The 22321-nt window shown below is 49.5% G+C and carries 3 protein-coding genes; all 3 read left to right on the top strand.

The features are described from left to right. Positions 1-206: 206 nt before the first annotated feature. The 3 genes from F1593_RS29005 to F1593_RS17545 are packed head-to-tail and all read left to right on the top strand — an operon-like array spanning position 207 to position 21957. Complete coding sequence (locus F1593_RS29005; protein WP_149402863.1) at positions 207-6848, top strand: non-ribosomal peptide synthetase; 6642 nt, start codon at positions 207-209, stop codon at positions 6846-6848. Next, the gene (locus tag F1593_RS17540; protein WP_149402864.1) at positions 6845-20746 is read left to right on the top strand and encodes a non-ribosomal peptide synthetase/type I polyketide synthase; all 13902 of its coding nucleotides are present in this window, start codon (positions 6845-6847) and stop codon (positions 20744-20746) included. The genes F1593_RS29005 and F1593_RS17540 overlap by 4 nt, the downstream gene beginning before the upstream one ends. A 14-nt stretch (positions 20747-20760) precedes the next feature. Then, positions 20761-21957, top strand: a complete 1197-nt coding sequence (locus F1593_RS17545; protein ID WP_149402865.1) for a cytochrome P450 — start codon at positions 20761-20763, stop codon at positions 21955-21957. The last annotated feature ends 364 nt before the right edge of the window (positions 21958-22321 follow it).

Consider the following 22321-nt stretch of genomic DNA (forward strand, 5'->3'; position numbering starts at 1 on the left):
AACTGTTCTGATGAGAGAGGGTAAAGAAGAGGCTATATCTTTTCGCGCAAAAGGGTATTCCTGTGTTGTTCTCCTCCCTTCTTTCTGCCAGAAAAATCCTCTTTGAGGAGGATAGCTCTGAGATTAAGGAGCCTGTTATGATTGTCTGTATAGCAAAAAAAACCCTTTTCATTTGATAGGAGCATCAGTCGGGAAAGAGCGTAAAAGTGAAAGAAGAGATAAATAGCGATTGGGTTCTAGGTTGTGCGACACATGTTGACCTTTTGCGAAGAAGAGCGCAAGAACATTCTGAAAGACCGGCCTATATATTTTTAGATGATGGAGAAAAAGAAGGAACGCGCCTGACTTTTGCCGAGCTAGATCATCGAGCACGAGCCATCGCGGCTCTTTTACAGGCACAACAGGTGAATGGACAACCTGTGCTTTTGCTCTATCAACCTGGTCTGGATTATCTGGCAGCATTCTTTGGATGTTTGTATGCCGGTGCTATTGCTGTGCCTGCGTATCCCCCAAGGCTGAATCATAATTTGGAGCGCCTTGAAGCTATTGTATCAGATGCGCAGCCTGTGCTGGCCCTCTCATCAAAACTCGTTACCACCTCAGCCATGCGGAGGCAGTTTTCCGATTTTCCTCTGATGAGCAATCTTCATATTGAGTTTACCGATGTATTGTCCGAGGGTTTAGCTGATCAATGGCAGGAAGTGGCATTGAGCGGAGAATCGCTGGCGTTTCTGCAATACACCTCTGGTTCAACTGGCAAGCCAAAGGGTGTGATGGTGAGCCATCAGAATCTTCTGTATAATCATCGTATGCTTCAGGCGGCACTTCAACATCCAGAAGCCGCTCCTATCGTCTGCTGGCTACCACTCTTTCATGACATGGGTCTGATTGGTAATGCGCTACAGGCTATTTATCTTGGATCTCCATGCGTTTTTATGTCACCTTATGCTTTTTTGCAGCAGCCGTTCCGTTGGCTACGTGCGATATCAGATTACAAAGCCTATACTTCCTTTGCCCCTAACTTTGCCTATGATCTTTGTGTGCAGAAAATCACACTTGAGCAGCGTGTTACTCTGGATCTCAGTCAATGGCATAATGCTGTTAATGGCGCCGAGCCAATACGTAGCGAGACGTTAGAACGTTTTGTGCAGGTTTTTTCGCCGTATGGCTTCCATCGCGAGACCTTTTTTTTAGGGTATGGGTTAGCTGAAGCGACTTTATTTGTCTCTAATGCTCGGTTAGAGGAGCACAAACAGCATATCATCCAGACGGTCCAGGTGGATGCACTTGAGCAGCATAGAGTTGTGGCGGCAACCAGCGAAGATAAACGGACCAAAACCCTTGTCAGTTGTGGTCATACCTGGTTGGAGCAGAAAATTGCTGTTGTTGATCCCGAGACTCGCCAGGAGTGTCCTCCTGATCATATTGGTGAAATCTGGATATCTGGTTTGAATGTTGCGCAAGGATATTGGAAGCAGCAGGAGGCGACCAGGGAAACCTTTCAGGCGCGCCTGGCGGGGAGTGGGGACGGTCCATTCATGCGTACGGGGGATATGGGATTTCTTGATCACGGTGAGTTGTTTGTGACGGGTCGTCTGAAGGATCTTATCATTATCCGTGGTCAGAATTTCTACCCTCAAGATATTGAGGCTGTCGCGGAACAGAGCCATCCAGCGTTGCGACCACATTGCAATGCTGCGTTCTCTCTCTCCGCGGGCGGTGAGGAACGTATCATTCTGGTGCAGGAGATTGATCGTCAGCATAGATTGCAAGAGCCAAAGGAGGTGTTTGCAGCCATTCGCCAGGCTGTATTTGAGGCACACGAGTTGCACATTGATGGCATTGTGCTTATCAAACCGGGAAGTGTTCTCAAAACGAGTAGTGGGAAGATACAGCGTCGCGCTTGCCGCGAGGCATTGCTTACCCGGAAGTTGTCGATTGCATTTGCCGACTTACCAGCATCGGTGCTTGCTCTGATTGAACAACCTGACTCAGAGCATACGGTACAGTTACAGGCTGCAACATTACCAACGTACACCGAGAAGGCGCACACAGTGCCTGCTCAAAGACCAGTCATAAGCGGCCCCGCTGAACATATGACCAGTCGCAAACCTATGCAGTTTAGTTTGCTGTATTTTGCTAGCGATGAGGCGGCGTTGAGCGAGAACAAATATCAGTTGCTGCTAGAAGGGACCAGATTTGCGGATCGGCATGACTTCACCGCAGTCTGGATACCAGAACGGCACTTCCATCCCTTTGGAGGATTGTATCCAAATCCTTCTGTACTGGCCTCTGCACTGGCTGTTATCACTAATCAAATCCGTTTGCGAGCGGGCAGTGTCGTCTTACCGATGCATCATCCTGCACGCGTTGCTGAGGAGTGGTCGGTTATCGACAACCTTTCCAACGGTAGAGTAGACATCGCTTTCGCGACCGGCTGGAATCCAAACGATTTTATCCTCGCCCCCGAAAACTATGCTGATCGTAAAGAGCTTCTTTTCTCTGGTATCGAAACCTTCCATAAGCTCTGGCAGGGTGAGTCGATAAGCTTGCCGAATGGCCTTGGTCAGCAAACATCCACGAAAATCTATCCAAAACCCCGGCAACAGAAAATAACTCCCTGGATTACCTGTACCGGCAATCCTGAGCGTTTTGTTGAAGCTGGCATGATGGGGGCAAATATACTGACAGGTCTTCTGTTCCAAAGTGTGGAGGAGTTAGCAGAGAAGATCAAGCTGTATCGCGACGCGCGTGCGCGCAACGGGTATGATCCTGCAAGTGGGCATGTCACACTGATGCTTCATACCTTTGTCGATGAAGATATGGAAGAGGTACGTCAAAAGGTTCGAGCGCCTTTTATTGCCTATCTGGAATCCTCGGTCGATCTCTGGCGGCATGGACGTGAGAAACTTGACAATCTGTCACCAGAGGAGCGAGATCAGGTCCTCTCATACGCTTTTGAACGCTACTTTCATACCCATGCTCTGTTTGGGACGCCCCAGAGTTGCGAAAAGATGGTTGAGCGCCTCGGTGAAGCAGGCGTTAACGAGATCGCATCGCTGATTGACTTTGGTCTGGACGTTGATACCGTCATGGACGGACTGAGCTGGCTGAATGCATTACGTAAACGTTCTCAGAAGAGACATATACCTGAATATGTAGCCACAACAGGATCGGCGTACAGTGTTCAATCCAGCCCGCCGGAGGAGAGACAGTCCGACGTTGAGAAAGACGAGGGCCCACTCCAACTGCAAGCGTACCTTCGCCAACAAATTGCTCTGGTATTGGAACGGAGTGCCGCAGAGCTTGCAGATGTCACAAACATTCGTAGCCTGGGGCTGGACTCGCTGAAGGTTATGAACGTTGTGAATAATTGCCAGCGCGATCTCGGGATTACACTGGATGCAGGACAATTTTACGAACTGACAACCTTTGGTAGTTTAACGGCGTATGTTGCCAGAGAATATGATCGGGTCCATGCGAAGAGTGCAGGTGGAACTATTGTTGATGATACGCAGTTCGTGGTGTCGCGTCAGGCGCGGCAGGCATACTTTCCACAATCCTTTGCTCAGCAACGTATGTGGTTTCTCAATCAGTTACGGCCCGATACTGTTGCCTATAATGTGCCAACCGCTATTCGCATCCAGGGAGCTCTCAATGTTGCAGCCTTGCAATGGAGTCTGGAAGAGATTGTACGGCGGCATGAGACCCTGCGTACTACCTTTGATCTGTACCAGGAGCAACCTGTTCAAATTATCAGTACGGCGGCCATCTTTCCTTTACCTGTAGTAGACCTGAGTTCGCTTGATCCTCGGATGCGTGTGAGTGAAATCCAGCAACAGGCACTGGCAGAGGCACAACATCCTTTTGACCTGCTTCATGGTCCTCTGATACGCGGCACTCTGCTTTTGCTGGATGCGAATGAGTCGATATTGTTGCTTACCTACCATCATATCGTTGCAGACGGCTGGTCACGAGGCATCTTGATACGTGAGGTGCGAACTTTATATATTGCCTCTGCCTCCGGTCAGTCCTCCCCCCTGCAAGCATTGCCTGTTCAGTATGCGGATTTTACAGTATGGCAGCGAGAATGGTTACAACGCCCGGTTAGCAGCAATGGACAACATTCGCTTGATCCACAGAGGAAGCCAGTGGAGCATGGAGAGGGTGAACAAACTCTGTTGATAAACCAACTGGCATACTGGAAAAAGCAACTGGCGGGACCACTTCCCGTATTAGAGCTTCCACTGGATCATCCTCGTCCCCCCTTACAAACGTTTCATGGTGCACATCAGTCTATTTCTATACCTGCTCAATTGATGGATGATCTCAGAGACCTGAGTGAGCATGAAGGAACGACTCTCTTTATGACCTTGCTCGCATCCTTCCAGATCTTGCTGGCTCGCTATAGTGGACAGGAAGATATTCTGGTTGGTAGTCCGATCGCTGGTCGTACGCGAGCGGAGACAGAAGCGTTAATTGGCTTTTTTGTGAACATGCTCGCATTGCGTACGGATGTGGCGGGGAATCCTTCGTTTCAGGAAGTGCTTCGGCGAGTACGAAACGTCTGCCTCCAGGCATACGCGCATCAAGATGTCCCTTTTGAGCAGGTAGTCGAAGCCGTGGCTCCGTCGCGTGACCTGAGTCGCTCGCCTGTTTTTCAGGTGGTTTTTGTTCTGAATGAAGCCTCCTGGTGGCTGAGCGGTGAGGCCGCCGGGGTACAGTTGCAGCAGGTAGATTTGGAGAGTGGCATTGCCGCTTTTGATTTGACCTGGTCGGTGACAAATAAAGGATTTGGGACGGTTGAGTACAATACCGATCTGTTCGATGACGATACGATCACACGTTTGCTGGCGCATTGGTATGAACTGTTACACGCGATTGTTGCTAGCCCCTCGCAACGTTTGACAGAGTTCTCACTGCTCACAGATGCTGAGCAGAAGCAGATCCTGGTGCAATGGAATGATACACAGCAAACATACAAGCGCTCTCTCTGTCTGCATCAACTTTTTGAAGAGCATGCACATCGGACTCCTGGTGCCATTGCGATCAAGCTGCTCGCGTCCCATCTGACCTATCAGGATGTGGAACAGCGATCAAATCAAATGGCTCGGGCGCTTGTCCGTCAGGGAATTGGTGTTGAAGCTCGCATCGGGGTGTGTATGGAAAGGGTACCAGAAGCGATTATTGCCTTGCTTGGTATTCTTAAAGCCGGAGGTGTTTATGTGCCACTGGACCCTCATTATCCCCAGGATCGACTGACATTTATGTGTGAAGATGCACAGATTGCCCTTCTCGTAACGCAGAAAAGTGTCCAGGAGTATTTACCACATTGGGATCTCCCAACGCTTTATCTGGAGTCGGACTGGTTCCAGGCGTGTGATGAGTCAACAGATCCTCTCAACAGTGAGATGACGCCAGATAGGCTTGCGTACATCATCTATACCTCCGGTTCGACGGGTCTTCCCAAAGGAGTAATGGTATCGCATCAAGGTATCCAGAATCTGGTAGAAGTCCAGACGCAAAACTTTGCCTTACAGCCAGAAGATCACATCCTGCAATTTTCCTCCCTGAGCTTTGACGCATCAATCTGGGAGATATGTATGTCGTTGGGCACGGGCGCGACGTTGTGTCTGGCTGTTGAACAGAAGGTGTTAGCCGGGCCGACGCTTAAGGATGCGATAGAGAAGCTGGGAATTACCGCTGTTACACTTCCACCCTCTGTATTAGCTTCACTTTCTCCAGAAGAAATACCACAACTGCGTACAATTATCGTGGCGGGAGAGGCTTGTCCTTCCGAACTGGTCGCGCATTGGGCGGGAGGGCGTCGCTTCTTCAATGCGTATGGTCCCACTGAAACAACAGTATGTGCCACGATGGAACTGTGTACCGATGGTGCTCAGAATCCTTCTATTGGTCGTCCCATTGCCAACACACAGGTATATCTCCTTGACGCGGCCATGCAACCTGTTCCTATCGGAGTACCAGGCGAGCTTTACATTGCAGGGGTCAGTTTAGCGTATGGGTATTTGAATCGACCAGAGCTGGTTGCCGAACGTTTTGTCCCCCATCCATTCAGCAAACAGAGGGGCACACGCCTCTACAGGACAGGAGACCGGGGTCGCTATCATTCCGATGGAACAATTGAGTTTCTGGGGCGCGTGGATAATCAGGTGAAGGTGCGTGGACATCGGATCGAACTGGGCGAGATCGAAGCTGTGCTTTTCCAGCATCCTCTGGTACGTGAATGTGTGGCTGCTGTACAGGATTCTCCCACAGGGGATAAGCAGATTGTTGCCTATGTCGTTTCGCACGAGAGGAATGCATTGGTCAGTGAGGAGATACGAGGATATCTCAGACAACGACTACCTGAGTATATGGTTCCCGCTATTGTGTCGCTCTTAGAGCACATGCCATTGTCCCCTAATGGCAAGATTGATCGCAGGCACTTGCCAGAGGCAGAGATTGTACGTGAGAAAGAGGCAACACGTGTTCTTCCATCGAATGGGACGGAACGAGTTATTTCCGCTATCTGGCAGGAATATCTGCATCAAGAAAACATCGGGCGTAGTGAGAACTTCTTTGATCTGGGTGGTCATTCCTTACTGATTGTTCAGGTTCTTCAGAGGCTCCAGAGCCAATTCCAACGAAGCATTGTATTAACGGATATGTTCAAGTATCCCACGATAAGTTCTCTGGCCCAATATCTTGAGCAGACCGAACAGCAAACGTTGCTCAACCAGAAACAGGCCAGCGCGCAACAAGAGCACCAGGAAGAAGCGTTACTAGCTGGCAAAAGTCGGTTGAAAAAGATGAGACTATCAACAAGTGAAAGAGTAAAACGATGACACAGGGAGAATTGAACGGGCTAGAGGTTGCTATTGTCGGTCTCGCTGGACGCTTTCCTGGGGCCAAAAATGTTGCTGAATATTGGCAGAATTTACGGGAAGGAATTGACACCATCTCTTCCTTCTCAACTGACGAGCTTTTGTCCGCAGGTATCGATCTCAAGCAAGCCAATGATCCTGCTTATGTCAGGAGAGGTGGCGTCATCGATGATATCGACTTATTCGATGCCGCTTTTTTCGGATATAGTCCACGAGAAGCTGCCTTTCTTGATCCGCAGCAGCGCCTCTTTTTAGAGTGTGCGGAAGAGGCTCTGGAGAACGCGGGCTATGATGCGCGAAGCTATCGTGAAGCGATCGGAGTGTACGCAGGAATTGGATTAAATACCTATTTTCTGCGTAATTTACATCATCTGCAAAATTGGTCGAATAGCAATGATATTTTTCAGATGATTACGGCGAACGACAAGGATTTTCTTGCCAGTCGGGTCGCGTATAAGCTGAATCTCAGAGGACCAGCACTGGTGGTACAGACCGCGTGTTCCACGTCTCTCGTTGCGGTGCATATGGCGGTTCGCGCGCTGGTTGGAGGCGAGTGTAGCATGGCTCTGGCCGGAGGCGTTACAATTCGTGTCCCTCAGAAAGCAGGCTATCATTATCAAGAAGGTGGTATTCTATCGGCTGATGGGTATTGTCGGGCTTTTGATGCGCAAGCGCAAGGGACTGTAAGCAGTAATGGAGTTGGCATTGTTGTTTTAAAGCGACTAGAAGACGCATTGGCAGATCATGATCATATCTACGCGGTGATTAAAGGCTCTGCAATCAATAATGATGGATCGAGCAAGGTAGGTTATACAGCTCCTGGTATCCAGGGGCAGATTCGCGTTATTCAAGATGCGCAACTTGTGGCTGATATCGATGCTGAAAGTATTGGCTATATTGAGACACATGGAACTGGGACCGCCAATGGTGACCCGATTGAAATTGCTGCCCTCACTGAGGCTTTCCGTAGCCAGACCAGCAAGAAAAATTTTTGCGCCATTGGGTCCGTAAAAACAAATATCGGGCACCTTGATGCCGCATCTGGTATTGCTGGTCTGATTAAAACTATCTACTCGTTGCAGCAAGGTATCCTACTACCTTCCTTGCATTTTCACTCCCCTAATCCAGCGCTGCAACTGGAGAGCAGCCCATTCTATGTGAATAAAGATCTGCGTGCGTGGACGACAGAAGAAAATGTACCCAGACGTGCGGGTGTAAGCTCTTTTGGTATTGGTGGTACCAACGCGCATGTGCTTCTCGAAGAAGCTCCTGTGACAGAGGATGATACGCGTTCTGTAAGACCGCATCAGCTGATTGTGTTATCCGCTAGAACAGAGAATGCCTTGAAGCAGGCCAGCATAAATCTGGCCGCGCATATCCATCAACAGCCAGAGCTCGAACTTGCTGATATCGCTTACACATTGCAGGTGGGTAGACCACTGTTCCACTACCGTCAGGCTCTGGTGTGCCATACAGTAGAGGACGTTGCTCGTGAACTGGAATCCGAGAATGCTCTCCACCTGATGCGCGCTTCCATCGCAGCTACGGAGACATCTGTAGTATTTATGTTTCCGGGTCAGGGTACACAATATATTGATATGGGCCGTGATCTCTATCGAACGGAGGCTGTGTTTCGAGCGGAATTGGACCGTTGCGCGGAGTTATTGCGATCCTATTTAGGGGTAGATCTGCGTGAAGCCTTGTATCTATCGGATGAGAGCAAACGGGAAGAGTTCTCTCAACGTTTAACGCAGACCTGGCTGACGCAGCCAGCGCTCTTTGCTGTAGAATATGCTCTGGCGAAACAGTGGGAATCCTGGGGTGTGCATCCTGCGGCTATGATCGGGCATAGCATTGGTGAGTATGTTGCCGCCTGTCTTGCCGGAGTTTTTTCTCTGGAGGATGCTTTACAACTGGTTACGGCCAGAGGACGTTTGATGCAGCAGTTGCCTGAAGCGTCAATGCTCGCTATAACATTGCCTGCGCAAGAACTACAGGCCCTGCTGACTGGACGATTGAGTATTGCGGCTATCAATACGCATACCCAATGTGTCGTAGCTGGACCAACCGTTGAGATTGAGGGGCTGATGCGGCAGCTGCAATCCCGTGAGATCAACTGCCGGCTTTTACATACATCGCATGCTTTCCATTCGATACTGGTTGAGCCGATTGTCGATGAGTATGTTGCCCTGGTCAGGTCTATCCAGTTGCACTCACCTCAACGGCCCTATATCTCGAATGTGACCGGAACATGGATTAGCGCCGAGGAGGCTACAGATCCTGATTATTGGGGATTGCATATACGTCAGCCTGTCCTTTTTGCCGCTGGTATTGAAAAAATATTACAAGCAGATCTGGCGGTCTTGCTTGAAGTTGGCCCTGGTAGAACGTTAAGTACCTTTGCTCGTCACCAGAGTCAGGCTTTTTCTGGGCGATCTGACTATACAATCGTACCGTCATTGCGACGGCCTACGGAGACGTTGTCTGATGATGAGTTTATGCTGACAAGCCTGGGTCGTTTATGGTTAGCTGGCGTTTCGATTGCCTGGGATGAATTCCATGCTGATGAACTCTGTTATCGTGTCCCTCTACCGGCATATCCATTTGAGCGTCAACGTTATTGGATTGATCCTCTTCATTACAATGTACAGGAGCCGGATGCACAGCTGTCTTTTGTCGATGAGGAGAATACGCAGGAGATTCATGCTGATAGTGCTGACACGACCCTCTATCCTCGACCGATCTTACCCACACCGTATGTTGCACCACGCAATCAATTAGAAGCTACGCTTGCAGAGATGTGGCAAGAGCTATTAGGCATTGCGCAGGTTGGTATTTATGATTCTTTCTTTGAATTGGGTGGTCACTCACTGCTTGCGACTCAATTGGTGTCGCGGCTACGCGCTGAATTGCAGGTGAGTGTGCCTTTGCGCACTATTTTTGAAGCGACAACCGTCGCCGAACTGGGGCATCTCATTACAGAACAGCCTCTGACCAGTATGCGCGCGGAGGAACTCGCTCAACCCATACATCCCCTGGAGCGTGAAGGGACGCTTCCACTTTCGTATGCACAGCGGCGATTGTGGTTTATGCAGCAGATGGAACAAGATGCTGGTTTCCTTAATATACCCCTTGGGATACGGTTGCGCGGCCCCCTCAATCTTGACGTCTTACAACAATCTCTGCAAGAGATTACTCATCGCCATGAGTCGTTGCGAACGACGTTTGCTCTGCATGATGGGATGCCTGAACCGTTGATTGCTTCTGTACTGGATGTAGTGCTGGAAGTTGAGGATCTACAAGGGCTGGCTGGTAGCGAGCGAGAACTGGCGCTACAGCAGCTGGCGACGCAGATGGTTCGCAGGCCATTTGATCTAGAGCATGGTCCATTGTTCCGTGTAACGGTATTCAAGCTTGATCCGGTGGAACATGTACTGCTAATTGCGATGCATCATTGTATCTCTGATGGCTGGTCGTTCAGCGTCCTTCTCCATGAATTGATCGATCTCTATTCGGCTTTTTCCAATGGACATCCATCTCCTCTGGAGCCGCTGGCGGTCCAATATGTTGATTTTGCGGCCTGGCAACAACAATGGCTACAAGGGGATGAAGTTGAACAGCAGCTTGCTTATTGGCGAAAGCAACTTGGAGGTCCGTTACCGGCTTTGGAGCTGCCAACGGACCATCCACGACCAGCAATACAGAGTTATCGTGGCGCACACTTCCCCTTTCAATTTCCAACTACGTTAACTGAGAACATTAAAGCCCTGGGCCAGCAGGAAGGTGCCACCGTCTTTATGCTGCTACTGGCTGCCTTTCAGGTTATATGTTCGCGTTACAGTGGACAAGAGGATATTCTCATTGGTACGCCGATTGCTAATCGCAGGCGAACTGAGATCGAGAAACTGATCGGTTGCTTTATCAATACGCTGGTCATACGCACTGATCTCGCGGGGAATTTGTCCTTCAGGGAACTTTTGCACTCTGTGCGGGAGAAGACGTTGGAAGCGTATGCCCACCAGGATCTCCCGTTTGAGCAGGTGGTGGAGGCATTACAACCTGACAGAGATTTGAGTCGATCGCCCATTTTTCAGGTCATGTTCATGCTCCAGAATGTACCTTTCCCTCCAACTGAATTTGCTGATTTGCAACTGCATCTTATTGATATCGATAATGGCGCGACACAGTTTGATCTGACATTCATTGTTAACGAGATCGACGAGCACATAGCGGGTCTTGTTGAGTATAATGCTGATCTGTTTGAGGTGGAAACGATCAGGCGCATGGTGGACCACTGGCAAGGTCTGCTGACCAGCGTGGTGACGGATTGTGCGCAACATGTCAAGGATGTGCCGCTGCTAACGCAGGCTGAGCAACAGCATCTTCAAGCATGGAATAGTACCGGGGTGGAGTGGGAGGAGCCTGCCTGTGTACAAGATATGTTCGCTGCACAGGTTACGCGTACACCTGATGCCGTTGCTCTTGTCTGGGAAGGGAACGTATGGACCTATGCCGCGCTAAACCGTGCCGCGAACCGGGTTGCATCTCGGTTGCGTGCCCTGGGAGTGGGGCCTGGTAAACTGGTTGGCATCTGCCTGGAGCGTTCGGCAGAACTGGTTGTGGCGCTACTTGGTGTCTTGAAATCCGGGGGGGCCTATGTTCCACTCGATCCAGCCTATCCTCAGGAACGACTGACATATATGCTACGCAATAGCCAGGCAACTGCTTTGCTTATACGAGAAGAGTTTGTGGATCGCTTCGCCCTCAACGATACGCTTGCGTGTGTCGAGTTGCCCTTGCCTGCGGATGAAGAGTCAGAGGAAGAAGAGCTGTCAGTTAAGATGGATGGGGAGGCCCTTGCCTATGTGATCTATACCTCCGGTTCTACTGGTACCCCTAAAGGCGTGATGATCTCCCATCGAGCGATGCGCAACTGTTTTCTCAGTATGGCTCAACAACCTGGCATGACCGCAGCTGACAGCGTATTGGCTGTAACATCATTCTCTTTTGACATTGCTGCCCTGGAGTTACTCCTGCCTTTAATGGTTGGTGCATCGACCGTTATCGCCAGTCGAGAGGATGCGATGGATGCTTTCGCATTACTCCATCTCATCGAGACTACTCAAACAAGTTTTATGCAGGCAACTCCTGCAACCTGGCGCCTACTCTTGAATGCTGGTTGGCAGAGTCGTTCAATGCTCAAAATTTTATGTGGCGGTGAAGCCCTTCCCCTGGAACTGGCACAGCAATTAGGTCATCGCAGTGATAGCGTCTGGAATATGTATGGCCCGACTGAGACGACGATCTGGTCCACTATCAGTCAGATATGTGCAGAGAATGCCTCTATTAGCATTGGTCATCCTATTGCGAATACACAGGTATACGTGCTCGATCCTCAGGGCATCGAAGTGCCCGTTGGGGTTGCGGGTGAGCTCTTTATCGGAGGGGATGGCGTAGCACATGGCTACTGGCAACTCCCGGTTTTGACTGCCGAACGTTTTGTTCCTGATCCTTTCACGGATCAGCCTGGTGCACGCCTGTATCGAACAGGAGATCTGGTGCGTCGTACTGCCGATGGCGCTTTGATTTATTTGAACCGGCTTGACTTCCAGGTGAAGGTTCGTGGACATCGCATCGAATTGGGTGAGATTGAAACAAGGCTCGTGCAGCATCCTTTGCTCAGCGAATGCGTTGTTGTAGTCAAGGAAGAACGCGAAGGAGATGCCCGACTTGTTGCTTATATAATTCCGCAGACGGATGCCATTGTGGATGCACGTGAACTGCGGAGCTTTATGCAGCAGTCTCTACCGGAGTATATGATTCCGGCTTACTTTGTACCGTTGGAGCGCTGGCCGTTAACACCAAACGGAAAAATTGACCGCAAGGCGTTGCCTACGCCGGATTTTTCTGACGCCCGTGTAGATTTTTCTAGCACTCCCACCACAATCATTGAAGAGATACTGCTGGATGTGTGGGCAAAGGTCTTACAGAGAGCCGTGCCAGGGACGGATGCGAGTTTCTTTGATCTCGGTGGTCATTCTCTGCTGGCAACACAACTACTGGCACAGGTTCGTGAGTTGTTTTCTCTAGAGGTGCCGTTACGGAGTGTCTTTGAGGCCCCTACTGTGGCGGCCTTTGCTGCTTTGCTGGATGGTTTGCTTCGGCAGGGGCAAGATCAGCATCTATCGCCCCTTGTTCCTGTAAAACGAGAGCCTTATCTCCCGGCCTCTTTCGCTCAACAACGTCTCTGGTTTCTTGAACAACTCGTACCAGATACAGCGGCTTACCATATTCCTCTCGCTGTAAGGATGAGAGGACCGTTAAATATACTTGCATTGGAACAGAGTATTGGAGAGCTGATACGACGCCATGAAAGTCTGCGTACCGCGTTTACCATGCAGGATGGACAGGTCAAGCAATCCATCCATCCATTTACAGCTTTCTCGCTGCCTGTTCTTTCTCTGCGCACAGAGAATGCAGGGGAGCGTGAGCGAGAATTGCAAGCATTGATCAGCGCAGAGATCCTGAAGCTCTTTGATTTAACGCACCCTCCTCTCTTGAGAGCAACCCTTTTTTCTGTGCATGAAGAAGAGCATGTGCTGCTGGTGACGATGCACCATATTATTTCTGATGGTCCGTCATATAACATATTTATTGATGAGCTTATGCTTTACTACGCCTCCTTCGCGCGGGGGGATGTGCCCGGCATAGTACAGCTCCCGCTTCAATATGCTGACTTTGTCTCGTGGCAGAATCAATGGTTAAGCGACGAGAGGCTCGACGTGCAATTAACCTATTGGAAGCAAAAATTGTCCAAAAGCGTCGCGCTCGAATTGCCAACTGATCATCCACGTCCGGCGACTCAAACGTTCAATGGAGCGGATATAGTCTTCACACTCCCTCCCTCTCTTACCGCATCCTTACAAGCACTCAGCCGGAGCGAAGGCGTCACTCTCTTCATGACGCTCCTGGCTACTTTTCAGATGTTGCTTGCCACCTATACGGGTCAGGATGATATTACGGTTGGGACGCCGGTTACTAATCGCAACCGGACAGAGCTAGAGGGGTTAATTGGCTTTTTTGTAAACACACTTGTCTTACGTACAGATCTCTCTCATAATCCTGGCTTTATTGAACTGCTGGCAAGGGTGCGTGAGACATGTCTGGAAGCATATACGCATCAGGATCTTCCCTTTGAACAGATTGTGGATGCCATTCAGCCAGAACGTGATCTGAGCCGTTCTCCGATCTTCCAGGTCATGTTTATGTTGCAGCATGCGCCAGATATGGATTCATTCGCAGATCTTGCTGACCTGCAACTCAGCCTGTTTCCGGTTGGAAGCCAGACGTCCAAGTTTGATCTCACACTTGACCTTACGGTTGTAGGACAGACTGTGCATGGTCGTCTGGAGTATGCGACAGACCTTTTTGATGTTCAAACTATGGAGCGTTTGATTGGGCACTGGCAAACACTACTCGCAAGCGTGGTTGCCAATCCGAATGCACCTATTGCCTCCCTCCCTCTGTTGACGGCGGCTGAATATCAGCTTTGCATCGAGGAGTGGAATGCCACGCAGAGCGTCTATCCCGCTGAACTATGCTTGCATCAGCTGGTCGAGGCTCAGGTGGAACGTACACCGCATCAGCCAGCGGCGATTTTTGAAGAAGAGCAGCTGAGCTATCATGAACTCAATCAGCGTGCCAATCAGCTCGCTCACTATCTGCAAACAGTGGGTGTAGGGCCCGAAATCCGGGTTGGTATTTACATGGAGCCATCCTTAGAGATGTTGATTGCGGTCCTGGCAGTCCTTAAAGCCGGAGGTGGCTATATTCCTCTTGACCGGGCTTATCCGAGTGAGCGTATTGCATTCTTGCTGAAAGATGCTGGCATCGCGCTTCTACTGGTCCAGCAACGGCATGCGGATACTGTCGTTTCAGAGAACCAGAGCACGCGGATCATTCCTCTTGACACGCTATACTCGGTACTTGATCAGCAGCCGGTGGATAATCCTGTAAGTCGTGTTTGTCCTGATAATCTGGCCTACATTCTCTATACCTCTGGCTCAACCGGGATTCCCAAAGGAGTGATGATTTCACACAAAGGACTTGTCAATTATCTGCATTGGGCCAGACAACGTTATGCGGTCGCAGAAGGATCTGGGGCACCTGTCCATTCATCGCTGACCTTTGATCTTACCGTGACGAGCCTTTTCTCGCCACTAATTTCAGGACGAACCACCGTGCTCCTTCCCTTTGAACGTGGCGTAGAGTCACTAAATGCCGCTTTCCACAAATATCACGACTTCAGTCTGGTGAAGATCACTCCGGCTCATCTGGCATTATTGAGCCAGCAACCTGATCTGCGTCAGTATGCGAGCAGTACCAGGCTGTTTGTCATCGGAGGGGAGCAACTCCTGGCTGATAAGCTCGCAGTGTGGCAGGAACTTGCGCCAGAGACAAAATTTATCAATGAATATGGCCCAACTGAGACAGTTGTAGGCTGTTGTATCTATCAGGTTCCAAACGCTCCACGAGAATCAGGGCCAGTACCAATTGGCCGTCCGATTGCGAATACACAAATCTACCTCTTGAATCGGTATCTCCAACCTGTCCCGCCAGGGATACCGGGAGAGATCTATATTGGAGGATTTGGCCTGGCGCGTGGATATCTCAACCGACCGGAGTTGACGGCAGAGCGTTTCATTCCTAATCCTTTCAGTGCGCAGGCCGGGTCAAGGCTCTATAGAACAGGCGATTTGGCCCGTTATCGTCCCGATGGCAACCTTGAATTTCTGGGTCGAAACGATCATCAGGTCAAGGTTCGTGGCTTTCGGATCGAACTGGGAGAGATTGAGGCGGTATTGTCGCAGCATCCAGACATTCGCGAATGTGCTGTGCTTGTACAAGAAGATAAGCCTGAAGTGAAGCGCCTGGTTGCCTATATCGTGCCCAGACAAATGGATATGGCACTCTCGCAGACCCGGTTACGGGACTATATCCAGCAATATTTGCCGGATTATATGACGCCAGCATTGTTTGTTCAACTTGAACGGCTGCCACTCTCATCAAACGGAAAACTGGATCGCGACGCTTTACCTGTTCCTGGCGAAATGAAACATGAAGAAGGAACTACATTTGTTGAGCCACGCACACCGGCTGAACAGATACTGGCCCGTATCTGGACGGAAGTTCTTGGTATTGATCGGGTAAGTATTACTGACAATTTCTTTGCGCTCGGTGGCGATTCGCTGCTGAGTATGCAGATTATTGCTCGTGCAGCGCAAGCCAACTTACGGCTTACACCCAGACAGATTTTTCAGCAACAGACGATTGAGGCGCTTGCTGCCGTTGTCAATACCTATTCACCTTTCCAGGCTGAACAGGGACTCGTTGAAGGACCAGTGCAACTTACTCCTATTCAACACTGGTTCTTTGAACAGAAGTTAAATGAGCCATATCACTGGAACCAATCAGCATTGTTACAACTGGCCGAACCGTGCGATCCCGTCATCCTGGAAAAGGCTATGAGAGAGCTTGTCGAGCATCATGATGCTTTACGTATGCGTTTTACACAGCTTGACGAAACATGGCAGCAGACAAATGGAGGTCAGGCGGAAGCGTCCTACAAATTTACTTATGTGGATTTTGCAGGCGAATCGAGTGATTACCAGAAGAAAATGATCATGGCTACACATGCGCTAGCCTCGATGGACTTCGACCTTGCGCAGGGTCCACTCCTGAGCGTCGTATTCTTTGATCTGGGTCCCCAACAAGCTAGCCTGCTATTGATCTGTATTCATCATCTGATTGTTGATAATGTATCCTGGCAAATACTGCTGGCGGATCTCCAGATTGCCTATCAGTCGTTAATACAGCATAAGCAACCCCAATTTCCGCCCAAAACCACCTCTTATCAAAGTTGGGCGCAACAGCTTCTGCGTTATGCGCAGTCGGAAGAAGTCATTCAGGAACAGGCTTTCTGGCTAGAAGAGAATTATGGCGTCGTTCCGCATGCTCCGCTAGATTTTCCTGTCGAGGCTATCAGTAATACTGTGGCCTCTGGTCGCACCTATTCTTTGAGCTTGAGTCAGGAAGAGACAAGTGACCTTCTGGCAAACGTCTCGCGGGCTCATCAGGTTCCGATGAATGACATTGTTCTGGCGATGCTCGCGCTGATATGTGCGCGTTGGATAGGGACTGACTGCATACATATTGATACAGAGGGGCATGGGCGAGAAGAAATATCCGATGAGATAGATGTCTCGCGTACTGTTGGTTGGTTTACCTCAATCTATCCTATCTATTTGCAGTTATCGGCTTCAAGTAGTGAAAGCGAGGCCTTGCAACGTTTGCAGGCCAGGTTGAGCCATCTCCCGCATAAGGGGTTTGGTTATGGAGCCCTGCGCTATCTTAATGAGGACCCTGAGCTGCGCCAGCGTTTTCGCATGCTTCCACAGGCCGATATCCTGTTGAACTATGTTGGACAGATTGATCAGATGATCTCCTCGGCTACCTTATTCAAAGATATCTATCCATCCAGTGAATTTGATCGTAGCTCTTCCGATAAGAGGCCCTACCTCTTTGAGATTATCAGTGGCATCAGAGACGGAAAGCTATACATAGACTGGAAATATAGCGCGGACACCCATCACGAATCGACTATCGAACGGCTTGCCAGCGATTTTATGCAAGCTGTGCGTACACTTATGCAGCACTATCGGACAATGGATGTTCCTCCTCTTGTTTCAAATATCTCACGTGTACCGCTCACGCAGGAGAAGTTTGAGCAGCTGTTGGCCGAGTTAGAAGTTGATGCTGCTGATATTGAGACCATTGATACGCTTTCCCCTGCCCAGCAGGGAATGTTTTATGAAACGCTGAGTGCTCCAGGAACAGGCATTCATGTTGAGCAGTGGAACTCCACTTTAAGCGGGAATCTGGATGTAGAAGCATTCAGACGAGCCTGGCAATGGGTCATTGATCGCCATACGATTTTCCGTACCTCCTTCATAGAGGATGCAGGTGTTGAACTGATGCAGGTTACGCTCCGTCATGTTCCATTCCCGATCATCCAACATGACCTTCGTGCCTTTTCATCAGAGGAGCAGGTGACATACCTTGATCAGTATGCGAAGCAGGACCGTAATCAGGGATTCAAGCTTTCTCATGCGCCACTCATGCGTCTCACACTTTTCCAGCTTGGGCACGATACCTATCGTTTTATCCTGACGTATCATCACATGTTGATGGATCTCTGGTGCCATCATCTTGTAATTGAAGAAGTATTTGCTTGCTATCAAGCATATTGTAACAAGCAAAGCTTACAGCTTGAACCGAGTCTTCCATATACAGAATATATTGCCTGGCTCAAGAAGCAGGACGTAGCGGAGGCGGAACGTTTCTGGCGTAGCAGTTTGCATGGTTTTGCATCCCCAACAGTTTTAGGGCGCATCACCGAATTGAGCGCCCCTGAAATTGAGAAAAATCATGCTTCCGAACTGCTGATGCTTTCAGCTTCAACGACTGCCGCTTTGCAACGGGTAGCGCGTCAGCATCGTGTTACGCTCAATACGCTGTTCCAGGGGACCTGGGCCTTGCTCCTGAGTCGTTATGGTCGTACGGATGATGTGCTTTTTGGTATTACCGTTGCGGGCCGTCCTCCTGAATTGCCGGGTATTGAAACCATGATTGGTTTGTGTATCAACACCCTGCCCTTACGTATTCAACTTAAGCCAGATGGTGCACTATGGGATTGGTTGCAAACGATTCAGTATCATAATCTGGATTTGCGACAATATGAATACACACCTGCGGGTCTCATTCATACCTGGAGCAGTGTTCCCGGCGGGCAGCCATTATATGAAAGTCTGCTGGTAGTAGAGAATTTCCCCGAAAGCTTTTTTAATCTTCATACCACAATTGGGAACGTGACGATATCGAAGCCTGAATTGAAAGGGGCCCAGACTCAGCACGCACTCACTCTCCTGGTGACCGTTGAAAAAGAGGAGCTTGGCGTTGGATGTATCTACGATCAGCAACGTATCAGCCAGCCGATGGTAGAACGGATACTGGGCCACTTCTGTTTGCTGTTGGAGCAATTAGCCAGCGGTATTGATCAATCTCTGGATACTTTACGGAATCTGATTACCGACGAGCAAATTCCAGTTGTGTATCCAGTGGCAAGAACGCTAGCCATGGAGAATGATCCACCACGGACGCCGGTGGAGCGACTGCTGGTTGGTATCTGGCAACAGGTATTGGGTATGCAACAGGTTGGCATCCATGCTAATTTCTTAGAATTAGGTGGACATTCCCTGCTGGCAACGCAATTGATCTCACGTATACGGACGACATTTCAGTTAGATTTTCCTTTACGGCAACTTTTTGAATATCCCACGATTGCTCTACTGGCAGAACAGCTTACGCAGTTCACCGCGCAGGCATCATCGGCTGTGGCACCAATTGTTCCTGTACCACGTAATCAGCCATTGCCCCTCTCACTGGCTCAGCAGCGGCTCTGGTTCCTCGATCAATTGATTCCTGAGCGCAGTGTGTATAACATTACCCGATCTTTGCATATACGGGGGCCGCTCAATATTTCGGCTCTGATGCGTAGTATTGAAGAGATAATGCAGCGTCACGAAATATTACGTACCACATTTCCTGCGCGAGATGGACAGGCCATCCAGATTATCCATCCTCGTGTGGATCTGGCATGGTCTGAGATTGATCTTGCCTTTTGTGCCGAAGAGAAACGTGAAGTATGGGTTTCAACCCTGATACAGGATGAAGTTCGGAAGCCGCTGGACCTGGCGAATGGGCCGTTGCTACGTACTCTGCTCTTGAAGCTTGACCGTGAAGAGCACATTCTGGTTGTGACCATTCACCATATTGTCTTTGATGTATGGTCGGAGGGCGTCTTTCTTCATGAATTGGCGGCCTTATATCAGGCTTTTACCGCCGGCCAATCCTCGCCTCTAACCGCTCTTCCAATTCAGTATGCTGATTTTGCTGTCTGGCAGCGGCAATGGTTACAGGGAGATGTGCTCAATGATCAGATTGCCTACTGGCAAAGACAATTGCAGAATGCCAGCGTGCTGGCATTGCCGACAGATAAAGCGCGGCAGGCGAGGCAAGGTTATCAGGGAGCCATGAAAGAGTTCACTCTGGATGGGGAACTTTCAAATGTGTTGAATAACCTGAGTCGTCAGGAAGGGGTAACGCTCTTTATGACCTTGCTGGCTGGCTTTATGACCTTGCTCCTTCGCTATACTGGCCAGACTGATATTGTTGTCGGAACCGATATTGCGAACCGAACCTGGACTGAGACCGAACAACTGATTGGCTTTTTCGTCAATCTCCTGGTGTTGCGCGGCGACCTCAGTCGGAATCCCCGTTTCTCCGACCTGCTACAGCAAATACGCCAGATGGTACTGGATGCCTATGCTCATCAGGATCTTCCCTTTGAGAAACTCATTAATGTGCTTCATCTGGAGCGAGAGGGTGGTCAGACTCCTCTGGTGCGTGTACTGTTTGTTTTCCAGAACATTCCCTGGACGATGCCGAGTCTCGATGAAATAACTATCACTCCCGCACCAGTGGAGCAGGATATTACGAGATTTGAGCTGGCATTCTTTATGTGGGAGACTCCGGAAGGATTAAAAGGCACCATAAATTACAGTACGGATCTATTTGAGCACAAAACAATTAACGATATGATCACGCATTTCAAGACCCTTCTGCAAAATATCAGTGCGCAACCAACTGCTCATCTGGATACCTTAAAAATGTATAGCGAGGAAGCAGAGAAAACAAAACGAGCATCACAACTTGGTCGCTTGAAGAAGAAGAAGATATAAGGAGTGTGATAGAGATGGTTCAGAATAGACGTGTAAACTTTTCTACGTTACGGCGTAATTATACTCATCCGCACGAGTATTATGCACAACTGCGGGCGCATGATAGTCTGTATTTTGATCCTTCGATTCGCTGCTGGTTAGCCACAGGATACAAAGCTGTAACGAGTATATTAAACGATCCACGTTTCTGCTCAAAGCTAGATGCTAACACGATGCCTGGTATGTCTTATGTTCATCGGCAAATGCTCTTCATGAATGGAGAGACTCATCGGAAGGCGCAGGAAGTACTGCTAAGGCAACTGTCTCGTATGGTCAAGCAAATGTCAGACACTATTCGCGCTATCGTTGAAGATATACTGACAACGGTGCTGGCAAAGGGAGAGATGGATGTGGTCAGGGACTTTGCGGCACCAATCTCACTATTCGCTATTGTTCATATACTTGGGATACCTACTGACGATCAAGACCTGCTCTGGCAGTTGGAGCGCTGGTCAGATACCTTTGGCGATATTACCAGCGGCTATTTCAGTGGCGAAAAGCAGGACGTTCAACGTCTTGAAGCCTATTTTCGTCATCTCATTGCTGAGAAGCGATTAGCTCCTGCTGATGATCTGCTCTGTGCCTTTTTGCAGGCCGGGGATATTTTCTCGACGGAAGAAGATCTGGTGGCGAATTGTATGATGGTGTTTGCTGCAGGGCGTACGACGACAAAAAAATTGTTAGCCAATGGGTTTCCTTTTTTAATCGAGCACTGGGATGAACTGCAAGCGCAGTATAAAGAAAATCCAAGAGCCGTTGTGAAATCTCTGGGTGAAGAACTCTTGCGTATGGTGACTCCCACACGTTGTTTAATCAGGCAGGCTGAGGAGGACGTTGATCTCGCGGATCTGTTTCCTGGTGATCATGTAATTCGTAAAGACGAGCGTGTCTTGCTTTTTTTGGATGCCGCCAATTATGATCCCGCGTATTTCGCTGAACCTGATCAGTTTCAAGCTTTGCGTCGTCCTAATAAGCAGGTTGCCTTTGGTTACGGTGAGCATCAATGTCCTGGTGCGACTCTTGCTCGTGTAGAGATTCAAATCACCTTAGAATTGTTGCTATCGACCTTGCAAGCAAAACCGCTACAAAAAGCGGGAACTGTTCCGCGTTGGAATCCCAATCCCAACCTGGGCGGCTATCAGTCATACTTCATTACCTTCGCGACTGACTGAGCGCGATCCGCTTTCGAAACACTACTACAGCCATGAACGCACCCACACCCTTCTTCATGAGTCACCGAACTTTTCGAACAGAGGTTCGATCTACTTCAATCCGCTCTACAAGCGGGTTACAGGGGTGCTCCCCAATACGGTTCACTACCTGGAATGATGATGAAAAACGTAGGTGCGTGCCGACGCTCTGTCCTCTCCCCTGTGGTACGAATTCCCCTCCCTTTTTGTTTATCATTCCTTTTATTCTCCTGAAAATAGCCGCTCCACAAAAGCAGGCAGCAGAGATCATGCCGTCTCTGCTGCCTGCTGTAATTGGACCTGGTACCCTAATTGCTCAAGACGGCGAAGCGCTCGACGTTTGGTG

Source organism: Dictyobacter arantiisoli (assembly GCF_008326305.1).
GTDB lineage: Bacteria > Chloroflexota > Ktedonobacteria > Ktedonobacterales > Ktedonobacteraceae > Dictyobacter > Dictyobacter arantiisoli.

What these genes read in the sequence shown, in the direction of transcription:
- F1593_RS17545 (WP_149402865.1), top strand. Translation starts at nt 20,761, where the DNA reads ATGGTTCAGAATAGACGTGTAAACTTTTCTACGTTACGGCGTAATTAT.
- F1593_RS17540 (WP_149402864.1), top strand. Translation starts at nt 6,845, where the DNA reads ATGACACAGGGAGAATTGAACGGGCTAGAGGTTGCTATTGTCGGTCTC.